At 48.8% G+C, this 19972-nt stretch carries 17 protein-coding genes; 8 read left to right on the forward strand and 9 right to left on the reverse strand.

The window, feature by feature from the left end:
- Positions 1-362 precede the first annotated feature (362 nt).
- Positions 363-1268 carry an ROK family protein gene (locus ACYP03_RS04420; protein WP_459778647.1) on the reverse strand — a complete coding sequence of 302 codons (906 nt, stop codon included), beginning with the start codon at positions 1266-1268 and terminating at the stop codon, positions 363-365.
- A gap of 73 nt (positions 1269-1341) precedes the next feature.
- Here ACYP03_RS04420 and ACYP03_RS04425 point away from each other — a divergent pair, with 73 nt between their 5' ends.
- Positions 1342-1557, forward strand: a complete 216-nt coding sequence (locus ACYP03_RS04425; RefSeq protein WP_248142573.1) for an acetyltransferase — start codon at positions 1342-1344, stop codon at positions 1555-1557.
- Positions 1558-1568: 11 nt separating this feature from the next.
- On the opposite strand, the gene ACYP03_RS04430 is transcribed toward ACYP03_RS04425, so the two are convergent.
- The 7 genes from ACYP03_RS04430 to ACYP03_RS04460 all read right to left on the reverse strand — a co-directional run bounded on the left by ACYP03_RS04430 (position 1569) and on the right by ACYP03_RS04460 (position 9704).
- Complete coding sequence (locus ACYP03_RS04430) at positions 1569-2183, reverse strand: PqiC family protein (protein WP_459778648.1); 615 nt, start codon at positions 2181-2183, stop codon at positions 1569-1571.
- Positions 2184-2185: 2 nt separating this feature from the next.
- Complete coding sequence (gene pqiB / locus ACYP03_RS04435; RefSeq protein ID WP_248142575.1) at positions 2186-3829, reverse strand: intermembrane transport protein PqiB; 1644 nt, start codon at positions 3827-3829, stop codon at positions 2186-2188.
- A complete protein-coding gene (locus tag ACYP03_RS04440; RefSeq protein ID WP_459778649.1) occupies positions 3826-5169 on the reverse strand; it encodes a PqiA/YebS family transporter subunit in 1344 nt (447 codons plus the stop codon). The genes pqiB and ACYP03_RS04440 overlap by 4 nt, the downstream gene beginning before the upstream one ends.
- 274 nt (positions 5170-5443) lie before the next feature.
- Entirely contained in the window at positions 5444-7228 is a 1785-nt protein-coding gene (gene phaC, locus ACYP03_RS04445; RefSeq protein WP_459778650.1) for a class I poly(R)-hydroxyalkanoic acid synthase, read from the reverse strand.
- 71 nt (positions 7229-7299) lie between these two features.
- Complete coding sequence (locus ACYP03_RS04450; protein WP_248142578.1) at positions 7300-7647, reverse strand: phasin family protein; 348 nt, start codon at positions 7645-7647, stop codon at positions 7300-7302.
- A gap of 82 nt (positions 7648-7729) precedes the next feature.
- Positions 7730-8935 (reverse strand): acetyl-CoA C-acetyltransferase, encoded by a 1206-nt coding sequence (locus tag ACYP03_RS04455; protein ID WP_248142579.1) that lies wholly within the window; start codon positions 8933-8935, stop codon positions 7730-7732.
- Positions 8936-8963: 28 nt separating this feature from the next.
- Positions 8964-9704 (reverse strand): SDR family oxidoreductase, encoded by a 741-nt coding sequence (locus ACYP03_RS04460; RefSeq protein ID WP_248142580.1) that lies wholly within the window; start codon positions 9702-9704, stop codon positions 8964-8966.
- A gap of 841 nt (positions 9705-10545) precedes the next feature.
- On the opposite strand from ACYP03_RS04460, the gene ACYP03_RS04465 reads away from it, so the two are divergent.
- The 7 genes from ACYP03_RS04465 to sstT all read left to right on the forward strand — a co-directional run bounded on the left by ACYP03_RS04465 (position 10546) and on the right by sstT (position 19286).
- Positions 10546-11511: an AAA family ATPase gene (locus ACYP03_RS04465; protein ID WP_459778651.1), complete on the forward strand. Its 966-nt coding sequence runs from the start codon at positions 10546-10548 to the stop codon at positions 11509-11511.
- A complete protein-coding gene (locus tag ACYP03_RS04470; RefSeq protein ID WP_459778652.1) occupies positions 11508-12485 on the forward strand; it encodes a DUF58 domain-containing protein in 978 nt (325 codons plus the stop codon). The genes ACYP03_RS04465 and ACYP03_RS04470 overlap by 4 nt, the downstream gene beginning before the upstream one ends.
- Positions 12486-12488: 3 nt before the next feature.
- Positions 12489-12989, forward strand: a complete 501-nt coding sequence (locus tag ACYP03_RS04475) for a DUF4381 domain-containing protein (protein ID WP_248142583.1) — start codon at positions 12489-12491, stop codon at positions 12987-12989.
- Entirely contained in the window at positions 12982-13944 is a 963-nt protein-coding gene (locus ACYP03_RS04480; protein ID WP_248142584.1) for a vWA domain-containing protein, read from the forward strand. Before ACYP03_RS04475 ends, ACYP03_RS04480 begins: the two co-directional genes overlap by 8 nt.
- On the forward strand, positions 13937-15940 hold the full coding sequence (locus ACYP03_RS04485; RefSeq protein ID WP_459778653.1) for a vWA domain-containing protein: 2004 nt from the start codon (positions 13937-13939) through the stop codon (positions 15938-15940). Before ACYP03_RS04480 ends, ACYP03_RS04485 begins: the two co-directional genes overlap by 8 nt.
- A gap of 26 nt (positions 15941-15966) precedes the next feature.
- Positions 15967-17688, forward strand: a complete 1722-nt coding sequence (locus tag ACYP03_RS04490) for a BatD family protein (RefSeq protein ID WP_459778654.1) — start codon at positions 15967-15969, stop codon at positions 17686-17688.
- 359 nt (positions 17689-18047) lie between these two features.
- Entirely contained in the window at positions 18048-19286 is a 1239-nt protein-coding gene (gene sstT / locus ACYP03_RS04495; protein ID WP_248142587.1) for a serine/threonine transporter SstT, read from the forward strand.
- A gap of 105 nt (positions 19287-19391) precedes the next feature.
- Here the strand turns inward: sstT and ACYP03_RS04500 are convergent, their stop codons facing one another.
- Positions 19392-19583, reverse strand: coding sequence for a YtxH domain-containing protein (locus ACYP03_RS04500; RefSeq protein WP_248142588.1), 192 nt, complete (start codon positions 19581-19583; stop codon positions 19392-19394).
- Positions 19584-19972 lie beyond the last annotated feature (389 nt).

Here is a 19972-nt window from a genome sequence, read left to right on the forward strand (position 1 = left end):
CATCCGATATCCCTTCACAGTCCTTGTAGATACATCATCCTAATGCACCTGCCTCATCCTGAAGCTGCCAATTCCATGGCCAGTTCCTGTTCCGTTCCGTCAGTTCCTTCCGACGGGGTAAAGATTACTTGATTCAGATTTCTTCGCAACGAACAGAGATCACACTTTTAATGTCGATTAAAACAAAAAAACCACAATACAATTTAAATAATTGAAACAAAAGGAAATAAAAAATCGAGCATAGCATTCACCCCCTGAAAATAATCGCTATTTCCCACGCGCTTGTGAGATATCTCTTACAAGGGCTCTGGATAATTACGCAGAAATATCCTTTATTTCTTCAATCCAAAGTATAAAAAAATCTACTTCACCAACATGGCAGCACCAAAAACGCCGGCACTGTCGCCCAGAATTGGCTTCACGATAGGCGTATTGAACACCGGATTAAACAAATGCGGCATGACCGCCTTTCTGCCTGCGTCATAGAGCAAATCAATATTGCCGACGCCTCCGCCAACCACAATGACATCCGGATCCAGAACATTGACGATCTGGGCCACAGCCAGACCGAAGTAATGCATTAACCTGTTCTGAATAAACAAAGCATCGGGGTCTTCATGCTGTGATAACTGTATAATGTCGTTCAGTGGTCGCCGATGACCAGTGCGTTGATGATAAGCAATTTCCAGCCCCTGTCCTGAAATAACGGTTTCCAGACACCCCCGTTTTCCGCAATAGCATGCCCGGCCATCCGGCTCAATCACGTTATGCCCCCACTCACCTGCAATCCCGTGCAAGCCGTGAATCACTTTTCCATTCACCACAATCCCGGCTCCAACTCCGGTGCCCATAATAATGGCGAACACGACTTCCGCCTCCGGATGAATTTGCTGCACCACCCCAAGGTGTGTTTCTGCCAGTGCAAGGCAATTCGCATCATTGGCCAGCCGGACCTTCACTTTCAGTAAATCCGCCAGATCCCGATGCAATGGCTGACCATTCAAGGCGGTTGAATTACAGTTCTTCATCAGCCCAGTTGCGGGATCCAGCGCACCTGGTGTTCCAAAACCAATTTCAGAAGGATAGCAACCTAACATTTCGGCACAATGCGAGACCAGTCGCTGAATCTGATTCAGAATATGGGCGTAGCCACGTTCCGCCTGACTGGGAATACGTTCGCGCAAGACACAGCGATCATCTTCTCGGGACATCACCGCACATTCCACTTTTGTCCCGCCTAAATCTATGCCCCAGTAATACTTATCCATTCATGACGCCCTTTTCCCAGACTAAGATAAAATCGACCATAATTAGAGTACCCCAAGACAGGAGGTTCCCTCTATGTTTCTGAAAGAATCCAAAAGCGGCGATTTGGTTGATGTGGTCGACATGGCTTCACTCACCAACCCATTTAAAAGGCATGTGACTGTGCAGTTTCAGTCGGGTGAAGATCTGGCAGATCCGGTGATGATAGAGAAACAGCACCTGGCTTTCCCATCCGGCGAAGGACTGCCAGAATGCTGGATCAACGGCTACTACCGATTACAAAACCGCTAACCTGCCAGCGTTCACTCTGCCTGATAAAGCACTGAAGATGATAATCGTTGTGCAATTTGTGTGGTAAGACGGCTGACCGCTTCCGAAAGTGCATTCACCTGAGCGCTGTAACCTGGCTCTTTTAAGGGAACCTGAAAACTGAATGGCTGTACGGTTTTCAGATTCCCTGATTGTCCGACCAGCAGCCATTCGCCGCTGAAATGCGCTGAACCTGAGTAATGACCATTAAATTCATTGACCCGGACCTGCAACTTGGGCACATTTACTGACTGAATTGCCGCGGAGCGCTCCGTTGGCCAGTATCTTGACTGTTTGAGCCGTAAATCTCCATTGATGCGCCGGGTCAGCTGGCGAACAATGTCTTCTGCCCAAAGGTTCTGCTGTGCCTGAACCACGGCTGTTTCACTGGTTTGATAAACCAGACCGGTGCCTGCCAGATGCAACGCCATCTCAACCGGTGACACAACCAGTAAAGGCTGCTGCGTCACAATCCCCGGTGCCGTTTGTTCCGGCGCCTGCGGCAGCAAATAGGTTGTGATATCCGATTCTTCCGGCTGGCTGCTGCATCCGGTCAGAGCCAGACCGGCAGCAAGCAGCGCACTCAGAAATCTGTCTCGCATATTCATGCTTATTCTCCTGCTACCGGAATTGGGTCTTTGCCCTTGCTGTCAGAAAAAATCAGCGAATTCGGCTTATCATTCACCTGCCGGAGCACAGGCTGAAGCTCTTTCATCACTTGCTCAAAACGAATCAGTGCCTGTTCCAGATTCCTGTACGTCGTCCCTTCCGAGCCATAACTGCTGAGTGTCGCCTGAATCTGAGCCAGGCTATTTCGAAGCTCAGCCGGTATCGCCTGAGTGTCCTTTTGTGCAAGCAGCACATTGACATTTTTCGCAGCCTGTTCCGCCGCTTTCAGCGTTTTTGCCGTCGCCGCCAGTGTCTGAGTCAATCCATTAAGTGTGTCTTCCAGTGGTAAGTTGTTCATTTTATCCAGTAAAGAAGCCACCTGTTTCTGGATCTCAGCAAATCCGCCAGCGATAGTCGGGAACACATCATAATCTTTATAAGTCAGTAAACCGGGCACAGGTTCTTCGGTATAAAACTCAACATCAACCATGAGTTGTCCCGTCAGAAAGTTTGCCGTTTTCAGTGATGCCCTTAAGCCTTTTCTGAACTGGCTGCTCAGGTTGTCATGTAAATCCTGCAGATCCTGAGTGTCCACATATTCCTGGACACGCGCTAATTCAATGCGGACCAGAACCGGAATCTGCTGGTTTGAAAAACCCTTGCTCTGATTTGGCAACCGCAACGGCACTTTAGAGACAGTCCCGATGCGCACGCCCCGATACTCCACCGGAGCCCCCTGATTCAGCCCCCTCACCGATTCATCGAACAGCATCACATATTCCAGATACCGATCGTAAAAGCGTTCGCTCACTTCATTCTGATTGTTATACAGCCTGAAGCGGCTGAGTTGTTTGGTCACCAGTTCACCTGGCTCAGATCCTGCAGGTACATTGAAACTCACCCCGCCAGTCAGCAACGATTCCACAGAGCCGATTTTGAGATTAAAGCCTTCTGCCGACATTCTCAGTTCCACTCCTGATGACAGCCAGAATCGGGTCCGTTTGCGGATCAGACTGTCATAAGGCTCAAAAATGAATAACTGATAATTAGCTTTTTTGGTCTGGGTATTAAAGCTCACCTTCTCGACACGACCAACCGTAAACCCTTCATATAGGACAGGATCTCCGATGCTGAGCTTGCCTGCTTCTTGGTGCGTCAGGATTAATCGCAGACCTCTAGCATCCGGAGGTGCCACAGGCGGTGTATCCAGAACGGTAAATGTATGTTTTTCTTTTTCTTCCACGCCGGGCTGCAATTCAATGTAAGCGCCTGACAGTAAAGTCTCCAGTCCGGAAATTCCCTGCTTCCCGATCCGTGGTTTCACAACCCAGAACCGGGTATCCGTTTTCAGCATTCTGGCTGCATCTTTATCCATTTGAGCCGTGGCCATAATGGAGTTGTAATCATCACTCAGTTTTACATCCGTGATGACCCCCACTTTCACATTCAGCGCTTTAATTTCTGTTTTCCCGACTTCAATTCCGTCCGCAGTGGTCAGTTTGAGGGTAATTTCAGGTCCTTTGCTGGCCAGAAACTGTATCAGCATCCAAAAACCAATCACGAGTGCGACGAGCGGTACCAGCCAGATCAGAGATAACTGCCGGATTTGACTGACTTCAGCCTGCGGCGGATCTTGTTCACTCATATCCGGTGTTCCTTCTGTTTGGTTGTTGTCGGAAGACCTGACGTGACCTGAGGCTGCTGGGCAGCAGGCAACACATCCTGCCAGAATATCCGGGGATCAAAGACCATCGCCGCCAGCATGGTCAGAATCACAACTGAGGCAAATGACAAAGCCGCAGGTCCCGGATAAATCGCCATCAGGTTCTGTAACTGTACTAACGCCACTAAAAGCGCAACGACAAAAATATCAATCATTGACCACCGGCCGATAAATTCAGTCAGACGATACAGCTTCAGGTGGCGAATTGCCTTCCGTCCTTCATTGTCGTCATGCCGCGCTGCTTTAATAAACAGCCAGCCCAGTGCACAAATTTTTGCCAGCGGGATGATCACACTGGCAAGAAAGATCACCATTGCGATTGGGTAGGAACCGTGATGCCAGAGCAGCACCACCCCGCCAATAATGGTTGAACCCTCCGATTTTCCAAGGCTCACGGTATACATCATGGGATAAAAATTGGCCGGAAAGAGAAAGACAACTGACGCAAGCAGTAATGCCCAGGCATACTGAAGGTTTTTCCAGGGATGATACGGATGCAGCTTTCCTCCGCACCGCAAACATCGGTTATGGCCTTTTTCGGGAAGCGGATTCAACTGGGCACAGACATGGCAAGCAATATGATTCTGTGAATGATGACTATCGCCCGCTTTCACGTCAGGTAACGGCACCATGGGCGCGAACTGCAACCATAACCAGGTACGGTCAACCATAGAGACGCATTTCACCACCAGCACGGTATAAAGACAGAATGCCCAGAAAGACATCCCAAGCCCGACATCAGCCAGTGCAGCGATTTTGACCAGACTCACCAGAATACCAATCAAGAACACATCGACCATCAGCCAGGGTTCAATGCGTAATGTCAGCCTGCACAGACGTTTCACCCGCTGATTCACACTGTCTCGATTAATTTTCCCATGCTTGCCTGACAGCCAATACAGGTAGAGCACAGAGGAAACATAACAAGCCGGTAGCACCACAACGGTCAGTAAAAGCAGCAGGGCCAAGGGTCCATTTTCGAACTGGCTGAGCATTTCCGCCGAATGCATCAGCGTAATCTCCTGCCGGATTCCCTTCACACTGAAAGACATAAACGGAAAACTGACACTCAGAACCAGCATCATCAGACAGGCTATGCCGTAAGCCAGTGTGCGATGTTGCGGATGTGGGACTGTTTTCATCAGCAGATGACCACAACGCGGGCAATTGGCACGCTGTCCAGGTGCAAGCTCAGGCAAAGTTACAACAAGGCCGCACTCCTCGCAGCCTGTAATGCCAGCCGTCTGTCTTTCCTGCTTCATTCTGTGCCCACTTTCACTTCCCCATGTCACCAGTATAGATAGGGACAATTCCAAAGTTGGCTTTTATTACCGATAAAACGTTCAAATACAGAGAGATGAATTGGGATAATGGCACTAATTCAAGAAAAGACCATTGAACGTCTTTCATCCGTCAGCACAACATCAAGAAGCAATCTCCATCGTGATCGACGGCGATTCATGAATACAAAAAAAGCCAGTGGAAACCACTGGCTTTATTCAGACTTCAAATGGCAATGAATTCAATACCAATCACTCAGTTTTTATTCGAAAACTCAATGGGTAATGTCTGTTTCACATAATCGCCAGGGGCGGCACCGATTGCTGAGTAACTTTCGTTCCCAATCTCTCGTGCCGGAACCTTTTCTTCGGTATTGAAACCATTCAGCCAGTTATTCCAGTGCGGCCACCATGAACCATCGTGCCGTGCAGCACCTGCCAACCAGCTTTCCGGATCCGCGGCGGCTTTATCGTTCGTGTAGAAGCCATACTTTTTCTTATCCGGGTGGTTAATAATACCGGCAATATGACCCGATTCACCCAGCACAAATACAGAATTGCCATTCAATACCTGTGCACCACGATAAGTTCCCTGCCACAAGGCAATGTGATCTTCCTGAGTTGAAATAAAGTAGCTTGGCACTTTGATTTTCGACAAATCAATATAAACGCCACCGACTTTATAGCCCTTCGGATCCATTAACTTGTTTTCCAGATAGAACTGACGCAGCAAAGTGCTGTGACAGGCTTTGGCGACATTGGTGCTGTCACCATTCCAGAACAACAGGTCGAAATCGATTGGACTATTCCCTTTCAGGTAGTTATTCACGTAATAGTTCCAATACAGGCTGTTTTCACGTAGCAGACTGAAAGTCACGCTAAGCGAACGACCGTCCATATAACCTTTCAGCTCATTCTGCGCTTCAATCGCCGAAATGATTGGATCATTAATATAGACACCAATCTCACCAGGCTGCGAAAAGTCCAGAATCGTTGTAAAGAATGTGGCTGATTTCACCCGATTTCGCATTCGTTTGGCAGCACTGTATGCCAGCGCAGTCGCCAGCAACGTACCGCCGATACAGTAACCGACCGTATGAATCTGTTTTTCATCCGAGACACTTTCAACGACATCCATAGCTTTCAGTGCACCATCTAATACATATGTATCAAAGTCCACGTCCTGCATTGTCGCATCAGGATTGCGCCAGGAGATCATAAAGACCGTGTGCCCTTGCTCAACCAGCCAGCGTGCCATGGAATTCTTCTCACGAAGATCCAGAATGTAATATTTGTTGATAAATGGCGGAACAATCAGTACTGGCGTCGCATTCACTTTTTCAGTCAGCGGCTTATACTGAATCAATTCAAACAAATCGTTCTTAAAAATCACTTCTCCAGGAGTATTGGCGATGTTATCACCCACCTGGAAAGCATCACCATTGGTCATGCGAATTTTAAGCACATCAGCGCTGGACTGCATGTCTTCATGCAGAAGCTCCATCCCTTTAATCAGGTTCTGACCATTCGATTCAACAGTCAGTTTTGCCAGCTCAGGGTTGGTTGTAATGAAATTGGTCGGCGACAACGCGTTAATGGCCTGGCGTGAGAAAAAGCTCAGTCGCTCTTTTGCTTTCTCATCTAAACCTTCAATCGAGTCGATGGTTTCTTTCATCTTATTGCTGAATAACAAATAAGACTGTTTGATGTAATTATAAAAAGCTTCATTTTGCCAAGCAGGATCAATAAAGCGCTTGTCATCATGCTCTGGCATGACAACATCTTGGTTTTCTCCAGTCTTAGTAACACTTTGCAAAATTTTCATCTGGCTTTCAAACCAGTCCATCTGAATTTTTGCAATGACGGCAGGCTGCGCAGATGCCTTTTCCAGCCAGGCCGTTGTATCTTCCAGGTTCAACTCACTCATGGCTTTGTTGAACGGGGTATTAATGGCTGCCTTGCCGGAATCAAACTCCTTCCACCACGCTTGGTTCATTTCCTGGAGTTTAGCAAAGTAGTCCGTGAAAAAATTCGGGTTCATCGCAATGACCTCTGCTTTTGGACTAAAAATGCCGCCCACAAGGCGGGACGGCATTAAGGAAGGAATCGAACTTAAGCTGGAGTAACTTGCTTTACGTTTTCAGCAACCAGTTCTTCAACTTCAGCTTTGAAGCCTTGAGCCAGTGCAGAAAACTTATTGCTGTCTTCAACCAGTTGTTGGGACAGTTTTGTCAGGTTTTCCAGTTGCTGACCTTGGAAGGTCGTCAGTGATTGCAGATCCTTGATTTCACTGATCGCTTTCAGTTGAGACAGACCCAGATCGCTGTAAGCACGAACAGCAGCCAGTTGAAGTTCAGTCAGCTCTTCCACATTCTTTGTGAACAGCTTGTTGAATTTCACATAAGGTGCCAGCGTTTTTTCAGTTTGCTCTGAGAATGACTTAAACATTTCCGTATACATAATATGTTTCCTTAATTTAAGTGCTATTTAAGTGCTATTTAAGCGCCTGCCGAAACAGGCGCAAATTGAGTAATGCTTAGTTTCAGACACTTTTCAGTACGATTGCCGTACCCATACCGCCACCGACACAGAGTGTTGCAAGGCCATATTCTGTACCGCGGCGACGCATCTCATGGAGCAGGCTGACGATAATACGGTTACCTGACGCTCCCAGCGGGTGACCTAGTGCAATCGCACCGCCATTCACGTTACTGCGCTCGGCCAGGTCTTCAACCTTGGTATTCAACGCATCAGACAACTCATGCAAAACGCCCAGTGCCTGTCCAGCAAAGGCTTCGTTAAACTCAAACAAACCGACTGATTCAATATTCAATTCAGCTTTTTCCAGCGCTTTCACCACAGCAGGAACAGGGCCAAGGCCCATGACCTCAGGTGCAACACCAGCTTGCGCATAACTTTGAATTTCTGCCAGTGGGGTTAAACCATACTTCTCAACTGCAGCTGCAGAGGCTACGATAATGGCGCTCGCACCATCATTGATACCCGATGCATTCCCGGCGGTAACGCTCCCGTCAGGTTTGAAAGCCGGACGAAGTTTTTGCAGACCTTCTAAGGTTGCATCAGCTTTAGGATATTCATCGGTATCGACTGTTTTGGTCTCACGGCGCACTTTCACTTCAACAGGGATAATTTCATCCACGAATTTACCCTGCTCAATCGCAGCAACTGCTTTCTGCTGACTTGCGAGTGCAAAGTTATCCTGTTGTTCACGAGTCAGACCAACCTTTTCCACGACGTTCTCAGCGGTCACACCCATGTGATACTGGTTAAAGACGTCCGTCAGACCATCATTAATCAGTAAGTCTGTCAGTTGCAGGTTACCCATTTTCTGACCGTCGCGAATGGAAGCCGGTACAGTGAAAGGAATCTGAGACATGCTTTCTGCACCAGCAGCAACAACCAGCTCTGCATCACCTGCTTTAATATGTGCTGCAGCATCCATAACCGCTTTCATGCCGCTGCCACAAACCATGTTCAGGCTATAAGCCGGTACATGCTCAGGAATGTCAGCATAAATTGCAGCCTGGCGGCCAGGACCCATTCCCTGGCCCGCACCCACAACGTTCCCCAAAATCACTTCATCCAATTTCGCGGGATCAACATTCGCCTGAGTCAGCGCGGCTTTAATCGCAACAGCTGCCAGTTGTGCAGGTGAGACAGATTTTAGTGCGCCGTTAAAGCTACCGATTGGGGTACGCTTCGCTGCAACAATATAGACTTTGGTCATGTTTCAAGTGTCCTTACTTCGAAAAAAGTTAGTGCATGTATAAGCCGCCGTTTACCGAGAGGGTTTCACCGGTAATATAGGCAGCAGCATCGCTGGCAAGGAAATTCACAGAAGCCGCAACTTCACTTGGCTGTGCCAGACGCTTCATAGGAATCTCTGCTTTAATCGCATCCAGTACTTCAGTTTTGATGGCTTCAACCATTGGAGTCCCCGTGTAACCCGGTGCAATCGCATTTACAGTCACACCATAACGAGCACCTTCTGCGGCAAGCGCTTTGGTAAAGCCAATCATGCCTGCTTTTGCTGCAGAATAGTTCGCCTGCCCAAACTGCCCTTTCAGGCCATTCACAGATGAAATGTTGATAATACGGCCAAAGCCTTTATCACACATTGAAGCAAATAGTGGATGAGTGACATTAAACAGACTATTCAGGTTGGTCGTAATCACTTCATTCCATTGCTGAACTGTCATGCGTTTAAAGGTGCTGTCGCGGGTAATACCAGCATTGTTTACCAGCACATCAATCTTACCTTCTTCTTTTAAAAGAGTGGCCAGCGCCTCTTCACAATATGCTGCGTCTGTCACATCAAGAGGAAATAATCGAACCTGAGATTCAGAATAGTTATTTTCCGCAAACCATTCTTTCGCTTTTGCTTCACCCGTTGGGAAATACGTGGCAACGACTCTATAACCTGCATCTACTAAGCCCTGAGTAATTGCAGAACCAATACCACCTTTAGCGCCAGTTACTAATGCTACCTTAGTCATCAAGCAGACTCCTTTCCATCCTTTTATCAGCACAAATCAATATTTATCAAAAGTTTATTTGCGCTTTCACTGATGAGAACCTGTTGCTGTACACCTGAACCAGACTTGTTCTCAACTCCACTCTTACGCAGCGTAACGATCCCACAAGTCACTTGCGTGAAATTTACATTGCATAAATATTATAAGAACACAGACACATATAGATATCAACATAGGGTATCTGTTTGAACACCAAAATCCCTGTATGGAATCAATTTAGAACCAATTAATCGATTACACAATAGGCGCGATTTGTTAACGGAATATTTCAATGCATGAGTAATGCCAAGTTTACAAAATTCTACATTTCAAACATTTTCTCGCTGTCTCTTTTATATTCCGGTCGCATTTTTCAATTGATTGCACTTTTCCAGTGCAAGGTTGCACCAATTTTTAACTGACTCTTGTATGAAATACCGAGGAAACTTTTTTTGATCCAAAACAAAGAAATGAAGCAAAAACGCAACATAAAAAACACATCTGACCAGTTGAAAATGTGATATTGTTAATTCGATCATCTTTTATTTTTCTCAAGTTTTTTCTTAAAAAGAGACTTTAATCACCCGAGAAGTGTAAAAAAGGAAAATAACATTTATCATTTTCCCCGTATTTACTGTGAACTTTCTTTACATGACAAAGTCGAATCTGATGAAAGTAAGCCAACTGACTGGATTACTTTTCAATGATAGAGCTGCCACCGTTCTGGAAGTGTTTTTATCTGGCCGACCAAGCTCACCAGATCGCCTCCAGAGCCTGCGTCAGCAGATGAGAGTTCACAGACGTTCCAAGGATAATCAAACCCATGCTTTCAAAGACCTTTCAGCAACTCGAACAATACTTACAACAACAGGTCATTGGACAACCCGACATGGTGCAACAACTGCTCATTGCACTCTTAGCCGACGGACATATCCTTGTTGAAGGGCCCCCAGGACTGGCAAAAACCCGAGCGGTCAAAACACTGGCCGAATGTATTGAAGGGGATTTCCACCGTATCCAGTTTACCCCTGACCTGTTACCGGCAGATTTGACAGGAACAGATATCTTCCGTCCCGATACCGGAGAATTTGTTTTTCAGCCCGGCCCTATTTTCAACGCCTTGCTCCTGGCCGATGAGATTAACCGTGCGCCGGCAAAAGTTCAGGCCGCCATGCTGGAAGCCATGGCTGAAAAACAAATCACTGCGGGCAGAAACACTTATCCTCTGCCTGAGCTGTTCTTAGTGATGGCAACCCAAAATCCAATTGAGCAGGAAGGAACCTATCCGTTACCCGAAGCTCAGTTAGACCGTTTCCTGCTTCAACTGAATGTTGATTACCCAAATGCAGAGAGCGAGCTGGCGATTTTGCGCCTGAACCGCGGTGAAGCACTTGATCATCACCATCATGAACAACCGGAAGCTGTACACCTCAGCCAGCAGGATATTTTCAGTGCACGAAAAGAAGTACTGCAGATACACATGGCAGAGGAAGTGGAGCAATATATCATTCGTCTGGTGATGGCTACACGGGAGCCTCAACGTTACAGTGATGAACTGGCCGCCTGGCTGCAGATGGGCGTCAGCCCGCGGGCCACCCTGGCACTGGATCGCTGTGCCCGTGCGTTTGCCTGGCTGCAGGGCCGTGACTTTGTCACACCTGAAGATGTACAAAAAATGGCTTATCCGGTTCTGAGACATCGTTTATTGCTGAGCTATGAAGCACAAGCTGAAGGCATCGCACCCGATCAAATCATTCTTTCACTCATTCAGCAGGTCACCAGTGCATGATCAGGGCAACAGACACAAATCCCCCGGCTTTGCCACCGCACAGTAGTGGGTACAGTTTATGTCTGGCCGAGCTGTTAATGTATAAAAATCAATCCGTAAAATGGTTGCCACCAGCGCGTAGCGTCTGGTCCCAGCTCAATGGTCAGCACCTGAGCCGGCAAAAAGGTAGAGGGATGAATTTCGCTGAAGTTCGTCCCTATCAGCCGGGTGATGACATCCGGGCAATCGACTGGCGGGTCACAGCGCGAACGGGTAAAACCCACACCAAGCTGTTCAGTGAAGAACGTGAACAGCCAGTTATGCTGCTGGTGGATTTCAGCCAGAGCATGCGTTTCGGAAGCCGTTTATTACAGAAATCGGTGCAGGCTGCTCACTTTGCCAGTTTGTTAAGCTGGCTGGCCATTCAGCAGCAAGACCGTATCGGAGCCTTAATCTATAATGGTTCCGCACTGAGTGAGTGCAAACCAACGGCCAGACAGCAAGGTCCCTTGGCTGTGCTAAACACCATGATCAACATGCACCAGCATGGTGCGCCAGCGCCTGAACACAAAAAAATTCACTTTTCTGATGTACTCAGGCATATGCATCACCTTTGCCCTAAAGGCAGTGAAATCATTGTGTTGAGCGATTTTTATTCGTTACAGCAAAGCGATAAAAAGAGGCTCAGTCAGTTACGCAGCCATAACCGGGTCCAATTTGTCCATTTGTACGATCCACTAGAGCTGGGCGATACCCTATATCGTGGCCGGGAATATGTCTCAGATCGCCAACGGTCGGCCTGGATTAACTTTGGTGCACCCAGCACCAGAAAAGAGCTGGAGACACAGTTCACCCGGCATCTTGAAAATCTGTCAGAACTGGCGTCATCACTGGCCATTCCGCTGCACTCTCTTTCTGCAGGCACACCGTTACTGAAGCAATTAGGCCAGACATCCCGTCATTCGACCAGTCAGACACAGTTAGATAAGTCGTAACCTATGACACAAACACAGACACATCCGCTACAACTGGCAGATCTGCATCTGCCATCACCGCCCGATCTCTGGCCTTTAGCCTGGGGATGGTGGGTATCCGCTCTGGCACTCATCCTGTCAGCAGCACTGATTTACTTCGTCGCCAGACAGCTCCGGCAAAAAAGACGCCAGCAGGCTGCAAGAAAACTGGCCTTAGCGCGTCTGAAACAAGCCGGCTCTGTCTCAGAGATCAATACGCTGCTCCGGCAGACTGCTTTAACTTACTTTCCGCGTGCTCAGGTTGCCGGTCTGAACGGCAATGCATGGCTGACATTTCTGGATCATCAGCTCCAGCCTCAACATCAGGGATTTATCGCACTCAGTGAGACCTGGACAACTGCAATGTACGCCCCGCAGGTGGAAAACGACATTCTGAGCCATTGCCGGGCTCAGGCTGTCATCTGGGTCAAACATCTGCAGCTCCCGCAACACGCACCGAACGATCAGGGAGAAAGCCATGTTTGAGTTTATCTGGTGGTGGGCCTTTGCACTGCTTCCCCTGCCCTGGTTTGTTTATCGTTTCACCCGTCCGGTAAAACCCGTGTCTGCCATAACTCTGCCCGTATTACCGGGTGATTCAGGCATCAAACCTAAACGCCGCTGGTCCGCAGTCGTTACCTGTCTTTGCTGGCTGTGCCTGATTGCCGCGGTTGCCAGACCCGTCTGGTTTGGTGAACCAGTACAAATACAGCCGGAACACAGAGATATGCTGCTGGCTGTAGACTTATCCGGCTCAATGTCGATTGAAGATATGGCTGATTCGCAAGGGAATGCGATTGACCGCCTGACCGCAGTCAAACATGTCGTCAGCGATTTCATCAGCAACAGGCAAGGCGACCGTCTGGGTCTGGTGTTATTCGCCAACCACGCATATTTACAAACGCCCCTGACATTCGATCTCAGTACAGTACAACAACAGCTGAAACGGGCCGTACTGGGTTTGATTGGTCAGAGCACTGCGATTGGAGAAGGACTGGGCATTGCGACCAAAACCTTCATTCACGGCGAAACGCCACAACGCGTAATCATCCTGCTCAGTGACGGAGCGAATACGTCAGGTGTGATTCATCCGATGGAAGCCGCCAAGCTGGCCGCTGAAAATCAGGTCAAAATCTATACGGTCGGCATTGGCGCCGAAGAAATGGTTCAGCGAGGCTTATTTGGCAATCGTATTGTCAATCCTTCACAGGATTTGGATGAAAAAACGCTGACTCAAATCGCCACTCTCACCGGCGGGCAATATTTCAGAGCCAGAAACCCGCAGGAACTGGCTGAGATTTATCAAACCATCAATGAACTCGAGCCTGTCTCCAGCGCCAGTCAAACCTGGCGACCCAGAGAAGAACTGTTTCGTTTTCCGCTTGCCGGAGCGTTATTTCTGAGTGTACTCCTGGCAGTCAACTGGAGGCGTTATGGCTGACTTTAGTTTTTTACATCCTGACTGGCTGCTGGCTTTGCTGCCGCTCTGTGTGCTGCTGCCCTGGCTAATCAAAGGCCGGGGACAATCCGGCTTGATCGCCCCTCATCTGCAAACCAGTACAGAAAACCAATCCGCTCGGCGTCATATGCTCCCGGTAATCCTTCTGGGTACCGGATGGCTGCTGACGGTGATCGCCATGGCGGGGCCAAGCTGGCAAAAACACCAACTGCCGAGCTATAACCTGAGTCAGGCCAGAGTGCTCATCATGGACATGTCTAATTCCATGTATGCCACGGATCTGCAGCCGAACCGTCTTGCACAGGCAAAATACAAAGCGCTGGACCTCCTGCCCCACTGGCGGGAAGGCACTACCGGACTGATTGCATACGCCGGTGATGGCTACGTTGTCAGTCCACTCACTCAGGACAGTACCACCCTGGCCGGATTAATCCCGGGTTTATCGCCGGATATTCTGCCGATTCAGGGCAGCAATGCGGCGGCGGGCATACAGGAAGGGATCACTCTGCTCAAACAAGCGGGTCACGCTCAGGGGGATCTGATCCTGATCACCGACGGCCTGAGCGCCAGGGAAGCCGAGCAAACCAATTCACTATTAAACGGAACGGACTACCGACTCTCCATTCTTGCCGTCGGCACAGCTCAGGGGGCACCGATCACCATGCCTGACGGCCGGTTGCTGCAGGATAATCAAGGTCAGACGGTCGTCAGCAAGTTGCATCCGGAACGTCTGCAATCCCTCGCGCGTAAACACGAAGGCGTGATGGTCAAATGGCGGGGCAATGATCAGGACATTACGGCGTTGATTCAAGCTTCCTCTCGGATAGGTTCAGTCACCCAACCAGATAAAGAAAAGGCCATTGAAGAAAAACTGAATGGTGGTTTCTGGCTGTTACTGCCGCTGCTGCTGATTTTCCTCCCGGCATGCCGCAAAGGGGCTGCTTTGGTTTTACTGCTTGGTATTTTTGTTCCGGTTGATCACCCTGAAGCCTCCCCGTGGCTGAACCAGAGTCAGGAAGCCTATGAACTCTATCAGCAAAAAGATTATGAAAAAGCCGCTGAACAGTTCCGCTCTCCCGCCTGGAAAGGTGCAGCGCAGTATCAGGCAGGTGATTATGACGGCGCTATTGAAACCCTTTCGGGTTTATCCGATCCGCAGTCTCGCTATAACTTAGCAAACGCTTATGCACAATCCGGCAAGCTGGAGAAGGCGAAGGATATCTATCAGGATTTACTGCGTCAGCATCCGGATAATCAGGACGCCAAAGCGAACCTGAATACGGTGGAATCCCTCCTCAAGCAAAACCAGCAGGAGAACCAACAGGCTCAGAATAACCAACAAGGCCAACAAGGCCAACAAGGCCAACAAGGCCAACAAGGCCAACAAGGCCAACAAGGCCAACAAGGCCAACAAGGCCAGAATTCTCAGTCAAATCAAGCTGCAGGTAAACAGTCCGGTTCGCAAAACAATCAGGGCGCTACCGGACAGCAATCCTCCGGAGAGAGAAACGCCCAACAACAAAGGCAACAGTCTGATCCTTCATCCGGTACGGATGGTCAGTCAGCACAAGCTGAGTCTGGGAAATCGGCTCAGTCTGAGCAACAGCCAGGTTCACCGAATCAGGGGGATGAACAGCAACAGGTATCTCAGCCGGATTCATCAGCGACTGAACAGCAGCGTCATGCCCGATCAGAATCTGATGCTTCTTCAGAAGACTCACAGTCCGCTCAGACAGAAAAACAAATTCAGACAAGCAAAACGAAAGAAGACAACAGTGATCAACAAAAAGATGATCAACTCGCAATCGGAAATCAAGACAATGCCACTGGCGATGACGTCGGCGGCCTGAAGGCCAGCAACCCAACATTAAAAAAACTAGAGCAAATACCAGACAGTACCAGCGAATTAATCCAGGCGCAGATCCTGCTTCAGGCCAGAGAAAAAGACTCGCCTGATGCACCGGAAAACCGCTGGTAATGCGTCTACAGCAGCAAGGACTCACTATGAACGCCAAGCATTTCACCTTTATTTATCAACTCGTCCAAAACCGGGTCTGGGCAGGCGTGATACTTCTTATCGCAAGTTTGCTCTCTTACTCAGCCAACGCTGCACAGGTCGTGGCAACAGTCTCGTCCAATCAGGTTGGCATCAATGAAATCTTTGAGCTGAAGGTCAGTATTGATGACAGCGTCAGCAACAATGCCCTGGATCTGTCTCCGCTGAAGAAAGACTTCACCGTCGGCACGCCAAGTACCAGCTCGTTCAGCAGCTTTGTCAATGGTTCAGTAACCCGGCGGACCGAATGGCGGGTGGCACTGGCCGCAAAATCAACCGGCAAGCTGACCATTCCGGCTTTTCGGATTGGCGCAACCCGCTCTGACCCCATTGTCATCACCGTCAGTAACCAGCCGGGTCAAACCAGTCCGGCGACCGATCTTGCCATTGAAGTCACCGGCCGGATGGATAAGGACACCCTGTATGTCGGTGAAAGCCAGATTTATCAGGTTCAGATAAAAATTGGTGAGCAAATTGAGCAGGCCAGTCTGGCCTCCCCTCAGGGCGACGGCATTGATGTTGTTCAGGTTGGTAAAGATCATCAGGCTGATACCGTCTTAAACGGACGGCAATATACTATCATCAACCGGAAATACCGGATTACGGCCACCAAACCGGGCAATATCACCCTGCAAGGTGCCAAGCTGACAGGCACGGCATTTAAAAGCGGCAGAGGCCGCAGCGTCGGCTTGCGAATTCCGGTCAATATTCAGGCGGAACCAAAGTCTTTAGCGGTGAAGGGAAAGCCGGACACCTATCAGGGACTCTGGTTGCCTACCGCTGACCTTCAGCTGTCACAGCAATGGCAGAATGACAGTGCTGAACTGAAAGTCGGCGAACCGGTGACCCGTGTCCTGACGCTGAAAATGAAAGGGACACCGCAAAGTCAGCTACCTGATCTATCTCTGAGCTACCCGGACTCTGTCCGCGTTTACAGTGAAAAACCGGTCTACAGTCAGGAAAGTGACTACAGCGTCATGACATTGAAGCAGGTGATTATTCCGCGCCAGAGCGGCGCCATTTCTCTTCCGGCGTTAAAAGTCAACTGGTGGAATACTGAGAAAGGCCAGCAGCAGCAAAGTCTTGCAGACGGCAAGACACTTCAGGTGAAACCAGACAATACAGCCAATGCATCCAATCCACAGACACCGTCAGCAAACAGTCAGGACAGCGATCAATCCTCGCAAAACCTGTCCCGGCAATCGCTGAACTCGTTATCTGGCGATACGCCTCAGCAACAGGGCGTTGCACCATTCTGGCCGTGGCTGACACTTATTGTCACCGTGCTCTGGATCATCACACTGGTACTCTGGCTGCGCGCACGCAAATTCACGGTCAAAGAGCCAAAGGTATCAAGCGCCGCCAGCCATTCTGACCAATCCGCCAAAGCCGAACTGATCTCTGCGGTGCAATCAAATCAGCCGATGCTAATTCAGACCTGCTATCAGCGCTGGGATAAAACGCATCTGACTGCAACCTACCAACAGGATCTTGAAACAGAAATCGCCAGAATGATGCGTGCCTGCTATGGAAAATCTCCGACCAATTGGGATAACCGCCAATTACTGGCATTACTGAAACAGGAAACCACTGCCCAGCACAAAGCTGGTCAGTCAGAAGCGCTGGCGCCACTGGTACCGGATTTACCCCCGGTCAAAAGTAAAGGCTAATGAGCGGTTTATTGCCCAATTCGTTTGAGATCTAACGGATTATGCAGCTTGTTTGTTACATTCGTTGCATTCTAATCCTGCCTTTTTGGCAGGATTTTTTTTAACATTTAACATTCGGTGTTTTGCGAAGCATTCCACACAGCATACTGCCAAAGGCAGGAAAACAGGCAGATTGCTCTAAAAGCAGTAATTTATTATTGATAAGTTGCTCACAAAACACGGATTCCGGGAAGGTTAATGATGTGTAATCTAAAAGTTTATAAAAAGAAGTGTGGAAATCCATCGATTATCCTGTTACAAAACCACCCGCAAACAACATAAAACGCTTCCGAACCAACTCAAAACATTCAGGATGTAGTATGAGTCAACCACAACCATTCCTTGCAAAAATTGCCAATGGCAGTCTGGTTATCCAGATTCTTATTGGTATCGTGGCAGGTATCGTCCTTGCTGCTGTATCTACAGATGCTGCTATGAAAGTCGGTTTCCTTGGCAGTCTGTTCGTCAGTGCCCTGAAAGCTGTTGCACCTGTACTGGTATTTATTCTGGTTGCATCTTCAATTGCAAATCAGAAGAAAGGTGCAAACACCAACATGAAACCAATCATCATGCTGTACCTGTTCGGTACACTGATGGCCGCGCTTACTGCAGTAACCCTGAGTTTCCTTTTCCCGACAACTCTGACTCTGGATGCTGGTACCGCGAATCAGGCTGCACCTGAAGGGATCGCAGAAGTTCTGAACACGCTGCTGTTCAAAGTGGTTGATAACCCGATCAATGCACTACTGTCCGGCAATTACATCGGTATTCTGGCATGGGCTGTCGGTCTGGGTTTTGCCCTGCACTCAGCATCTGATGCAACGAAACAAGTATTCCAGGACATGTCGAACGGCGTTACACTGATTGTTCGTTTCGTCATTCGTCTGGCACCGATCGGTATTTTCGGTCTGGTTGCGAAAACTTTTGCAGAAACCGGCTTTAGCGCTCTGGGTGACTACGCTCACCTGCTGGCTGTACTGCTGGGTTCTATGGCTATCATCGCGTTCATTGTGAACCCTGCGATCGTTTTCTACAAAACGAAACAGAATCCATACCCGCTGGTTCTGAAGTGTGTTCGTGAAAGTGGTATCACTGCCTTCTTTACCCGTAGTTCTGCTGCAAACATTCCAGTGAACATGCAACTGTGTAAAGAACTGGATCTGCATGAAGATACTTACTCTGTCTCTATCCCACTGGGTGCCACCATCAACATGGCTGGTGCAGCAATCACAATCACTGTACTGACACTGGCTGCCGTGAATACACTGGGTATTCAGGTTGATCTGCTCACTGCCCTGCTGCTGAGTGTTGTCGCTGCAGTTTCTGCATGCGGTGCTTCTGGTGTTGCAGGTGGCTCTCTGCTGCTGATTCCACTGGCTTGCAGCCTGTTCGGTGTATCGAACGAAGTTGCGATGCAGGTCGTTGCAATCGGTTTCATCATCGGTGTGATTCAGGACTCTGCCGAGACTGCGCTGAACAGCTCAACTGATGTTATCTTTACCGCTGCTGCATGCCGCGCAGCTGAAGCTGAAGCAAACGGTCAAACAGCCAAAGCTTAAGCAACTGTAATACACTGTCTGAGACAGCTGACAGTCAAATGAAACGGCGACCCCAGGGTCGCCGTTTTGACATCTGTACCTGCCCATCATCAATGAGCGTTGCAATTAGTTTTGCAGAGATCCCAGCTGCTTGTTCAGAGCATCTTTGGCATCTGCTGCCTGGTCACCCATATCCTCCAGCAGATCATGCGCTTCTTCCATCGGACGTGAATCAAGCATATCTTCAATCTGATCTTTATAGGTCACGCCGATATAAATCCCCAGGCCCACCAGAGCAATCACAATATATTTCAACATTTTCTGTCTCGCTGTTATGAAGGGTCATCCAACCCTGAAAATTTTTCACAAGCATTATAACGATATCATAGATGAGAAACGTGCAAGCTTGCTTCCAGATTCGTATTCCGGATTTGTACTGACCGAATGGTACAAAAGAATGCTCAAGCTCTCTCACCTTCCTCAGAAAGAAGACGAGGGACAACCACAGTGACCGGATACTTTCGAAATCTGATGACTCAGGCCCCTTCCTGTGAAGTAATGCCAAGAACATGCAAGTGCAGCTGACCCGGAAGCCGTAAGATTTGAAGTCTGGCCGGCAAACAACGACAAAGCCCACGCGTACGTGGGCTTTGATATATATGGCTTGTAATAAAGCCTGTGACAGGATGTTCAGCAATACGCTGTAA

It is taken from the genome of Photobacterium sp. R1, assembly GCF_054600795.1.

Coding starts and splice junctions, on each gene's coding strand:
- ACYP03_RS04420 (WP_459778647.1), bottom strand. CDS start 1,268: ATGGATAAGTATTACTGGGGCATAGATTTAGGCGGGACAAAAGTGGAA.
- ACYP03_RS04425 (WP_248142573.1), top strand. CDS start 1,342: ATGTTTCTGAAAGAATCCAAAAGCGGCGATTTGGTTGATGTGGTCGAC.
- ACYP03_RS04430 (WP_459778648.1), bottom strand. CDS start 2,183: ATGAATATGCGAGACAGATTTCTGAGTGCGCTGCTTGCTGCCGGTCTG.
- pqiB (WP_248142575.1), bottom strand. CDS start 3,829: ATGAGTGAACAAGATCCGCCGCAGGCTGAAGTCAGTCAAATCCGGCAG.
- ACYP03_RS04440 (WP_459778649.1), bottom strand. CDS start 5,169: ATGAAGCAGGAAAGACAGACGGCTGGCATTACAGGCTGCGAGGAGTGC.
- phaC (WP_459778650.1), bottom strand. CDS start 7,228: ATGAACCCGAATTTTTTCACGGACTACTTTGCTAAACTCCAGGAAATG.
- ACYP03_RS04450 (WP_248142578.1), bottom strand. CDS start 7,647: ATGTATACGGAAATGTTTAAGTCATTCTCAGAGCAAACTGAAAAAACG.
- ACYP03_RS04455 (WP_248142579.1), bottom strand. CDS start 8,935: ATGACCAAAGTCTATATTGTTGCAGCGAAGCGTACCCCAATCGGTAGC.
- ACYP03_RS04460 (WP_248142580.1), bottom strand. CDS start 9,704: ATGACTAAGGTAGCATTAGTAACTGGCGCTAAAGGTGGTATTGGTTCT.
- ACYP03_RS04465 (WP_459778651.1), top strand. CDS start 10,546: ATGCTTTCAAAGACCTTTCAGCAACTCGAACAATACTTACAACAACAG.
- ACYP03_RS04470 (WP_459778652.1), top strand. CDS start 11,508: ATGATCAGGGCAACAGACACAAATCCCCCGGCTTTGCCACCGCACAGT.
- ACYP03_RS04475 (WP_248142583.1), top strand. CDS start 12,489: ATGACACAAACACAGACACATCCGCTACAACTGGCAGATCTGCATCTG.
- ACYP03_RS04480 (WP_248142584.1), top strand. CDS start 12,982: ATGTTTGAGTTTATCTGGTGGTGGGCCTTTGCACTGCTTCCCCTGCCC.
- ACYP03_RS04485 (WP_459778653.1), top strand. CDS start 13,937: ATGGCTGACTTTAGTTTTTTACATCCTGACTGGCTGCTGGCTTTGCTG.
- ACYP03_RS04490 (WP_459778654.1), top strand. CDS start 15,967: ATGAACGCCAAGCATTTCACCTTTATTTATCAACTCGTCCAAAACCGG.
- sstT (WP_248142587.1), top strand. CDS start 18,048: ATGAGTCAACCACAACCATTCCTTGCAAAAATTGCCAATGGCAGTCTG.
- ACYP03_RS04500 (WP_248142588.1), bottom strand. CDS start 19,583: ATGTTGAAATATATTGTGATTGCTCTGGTGGGCCTGGGGATTTATATC.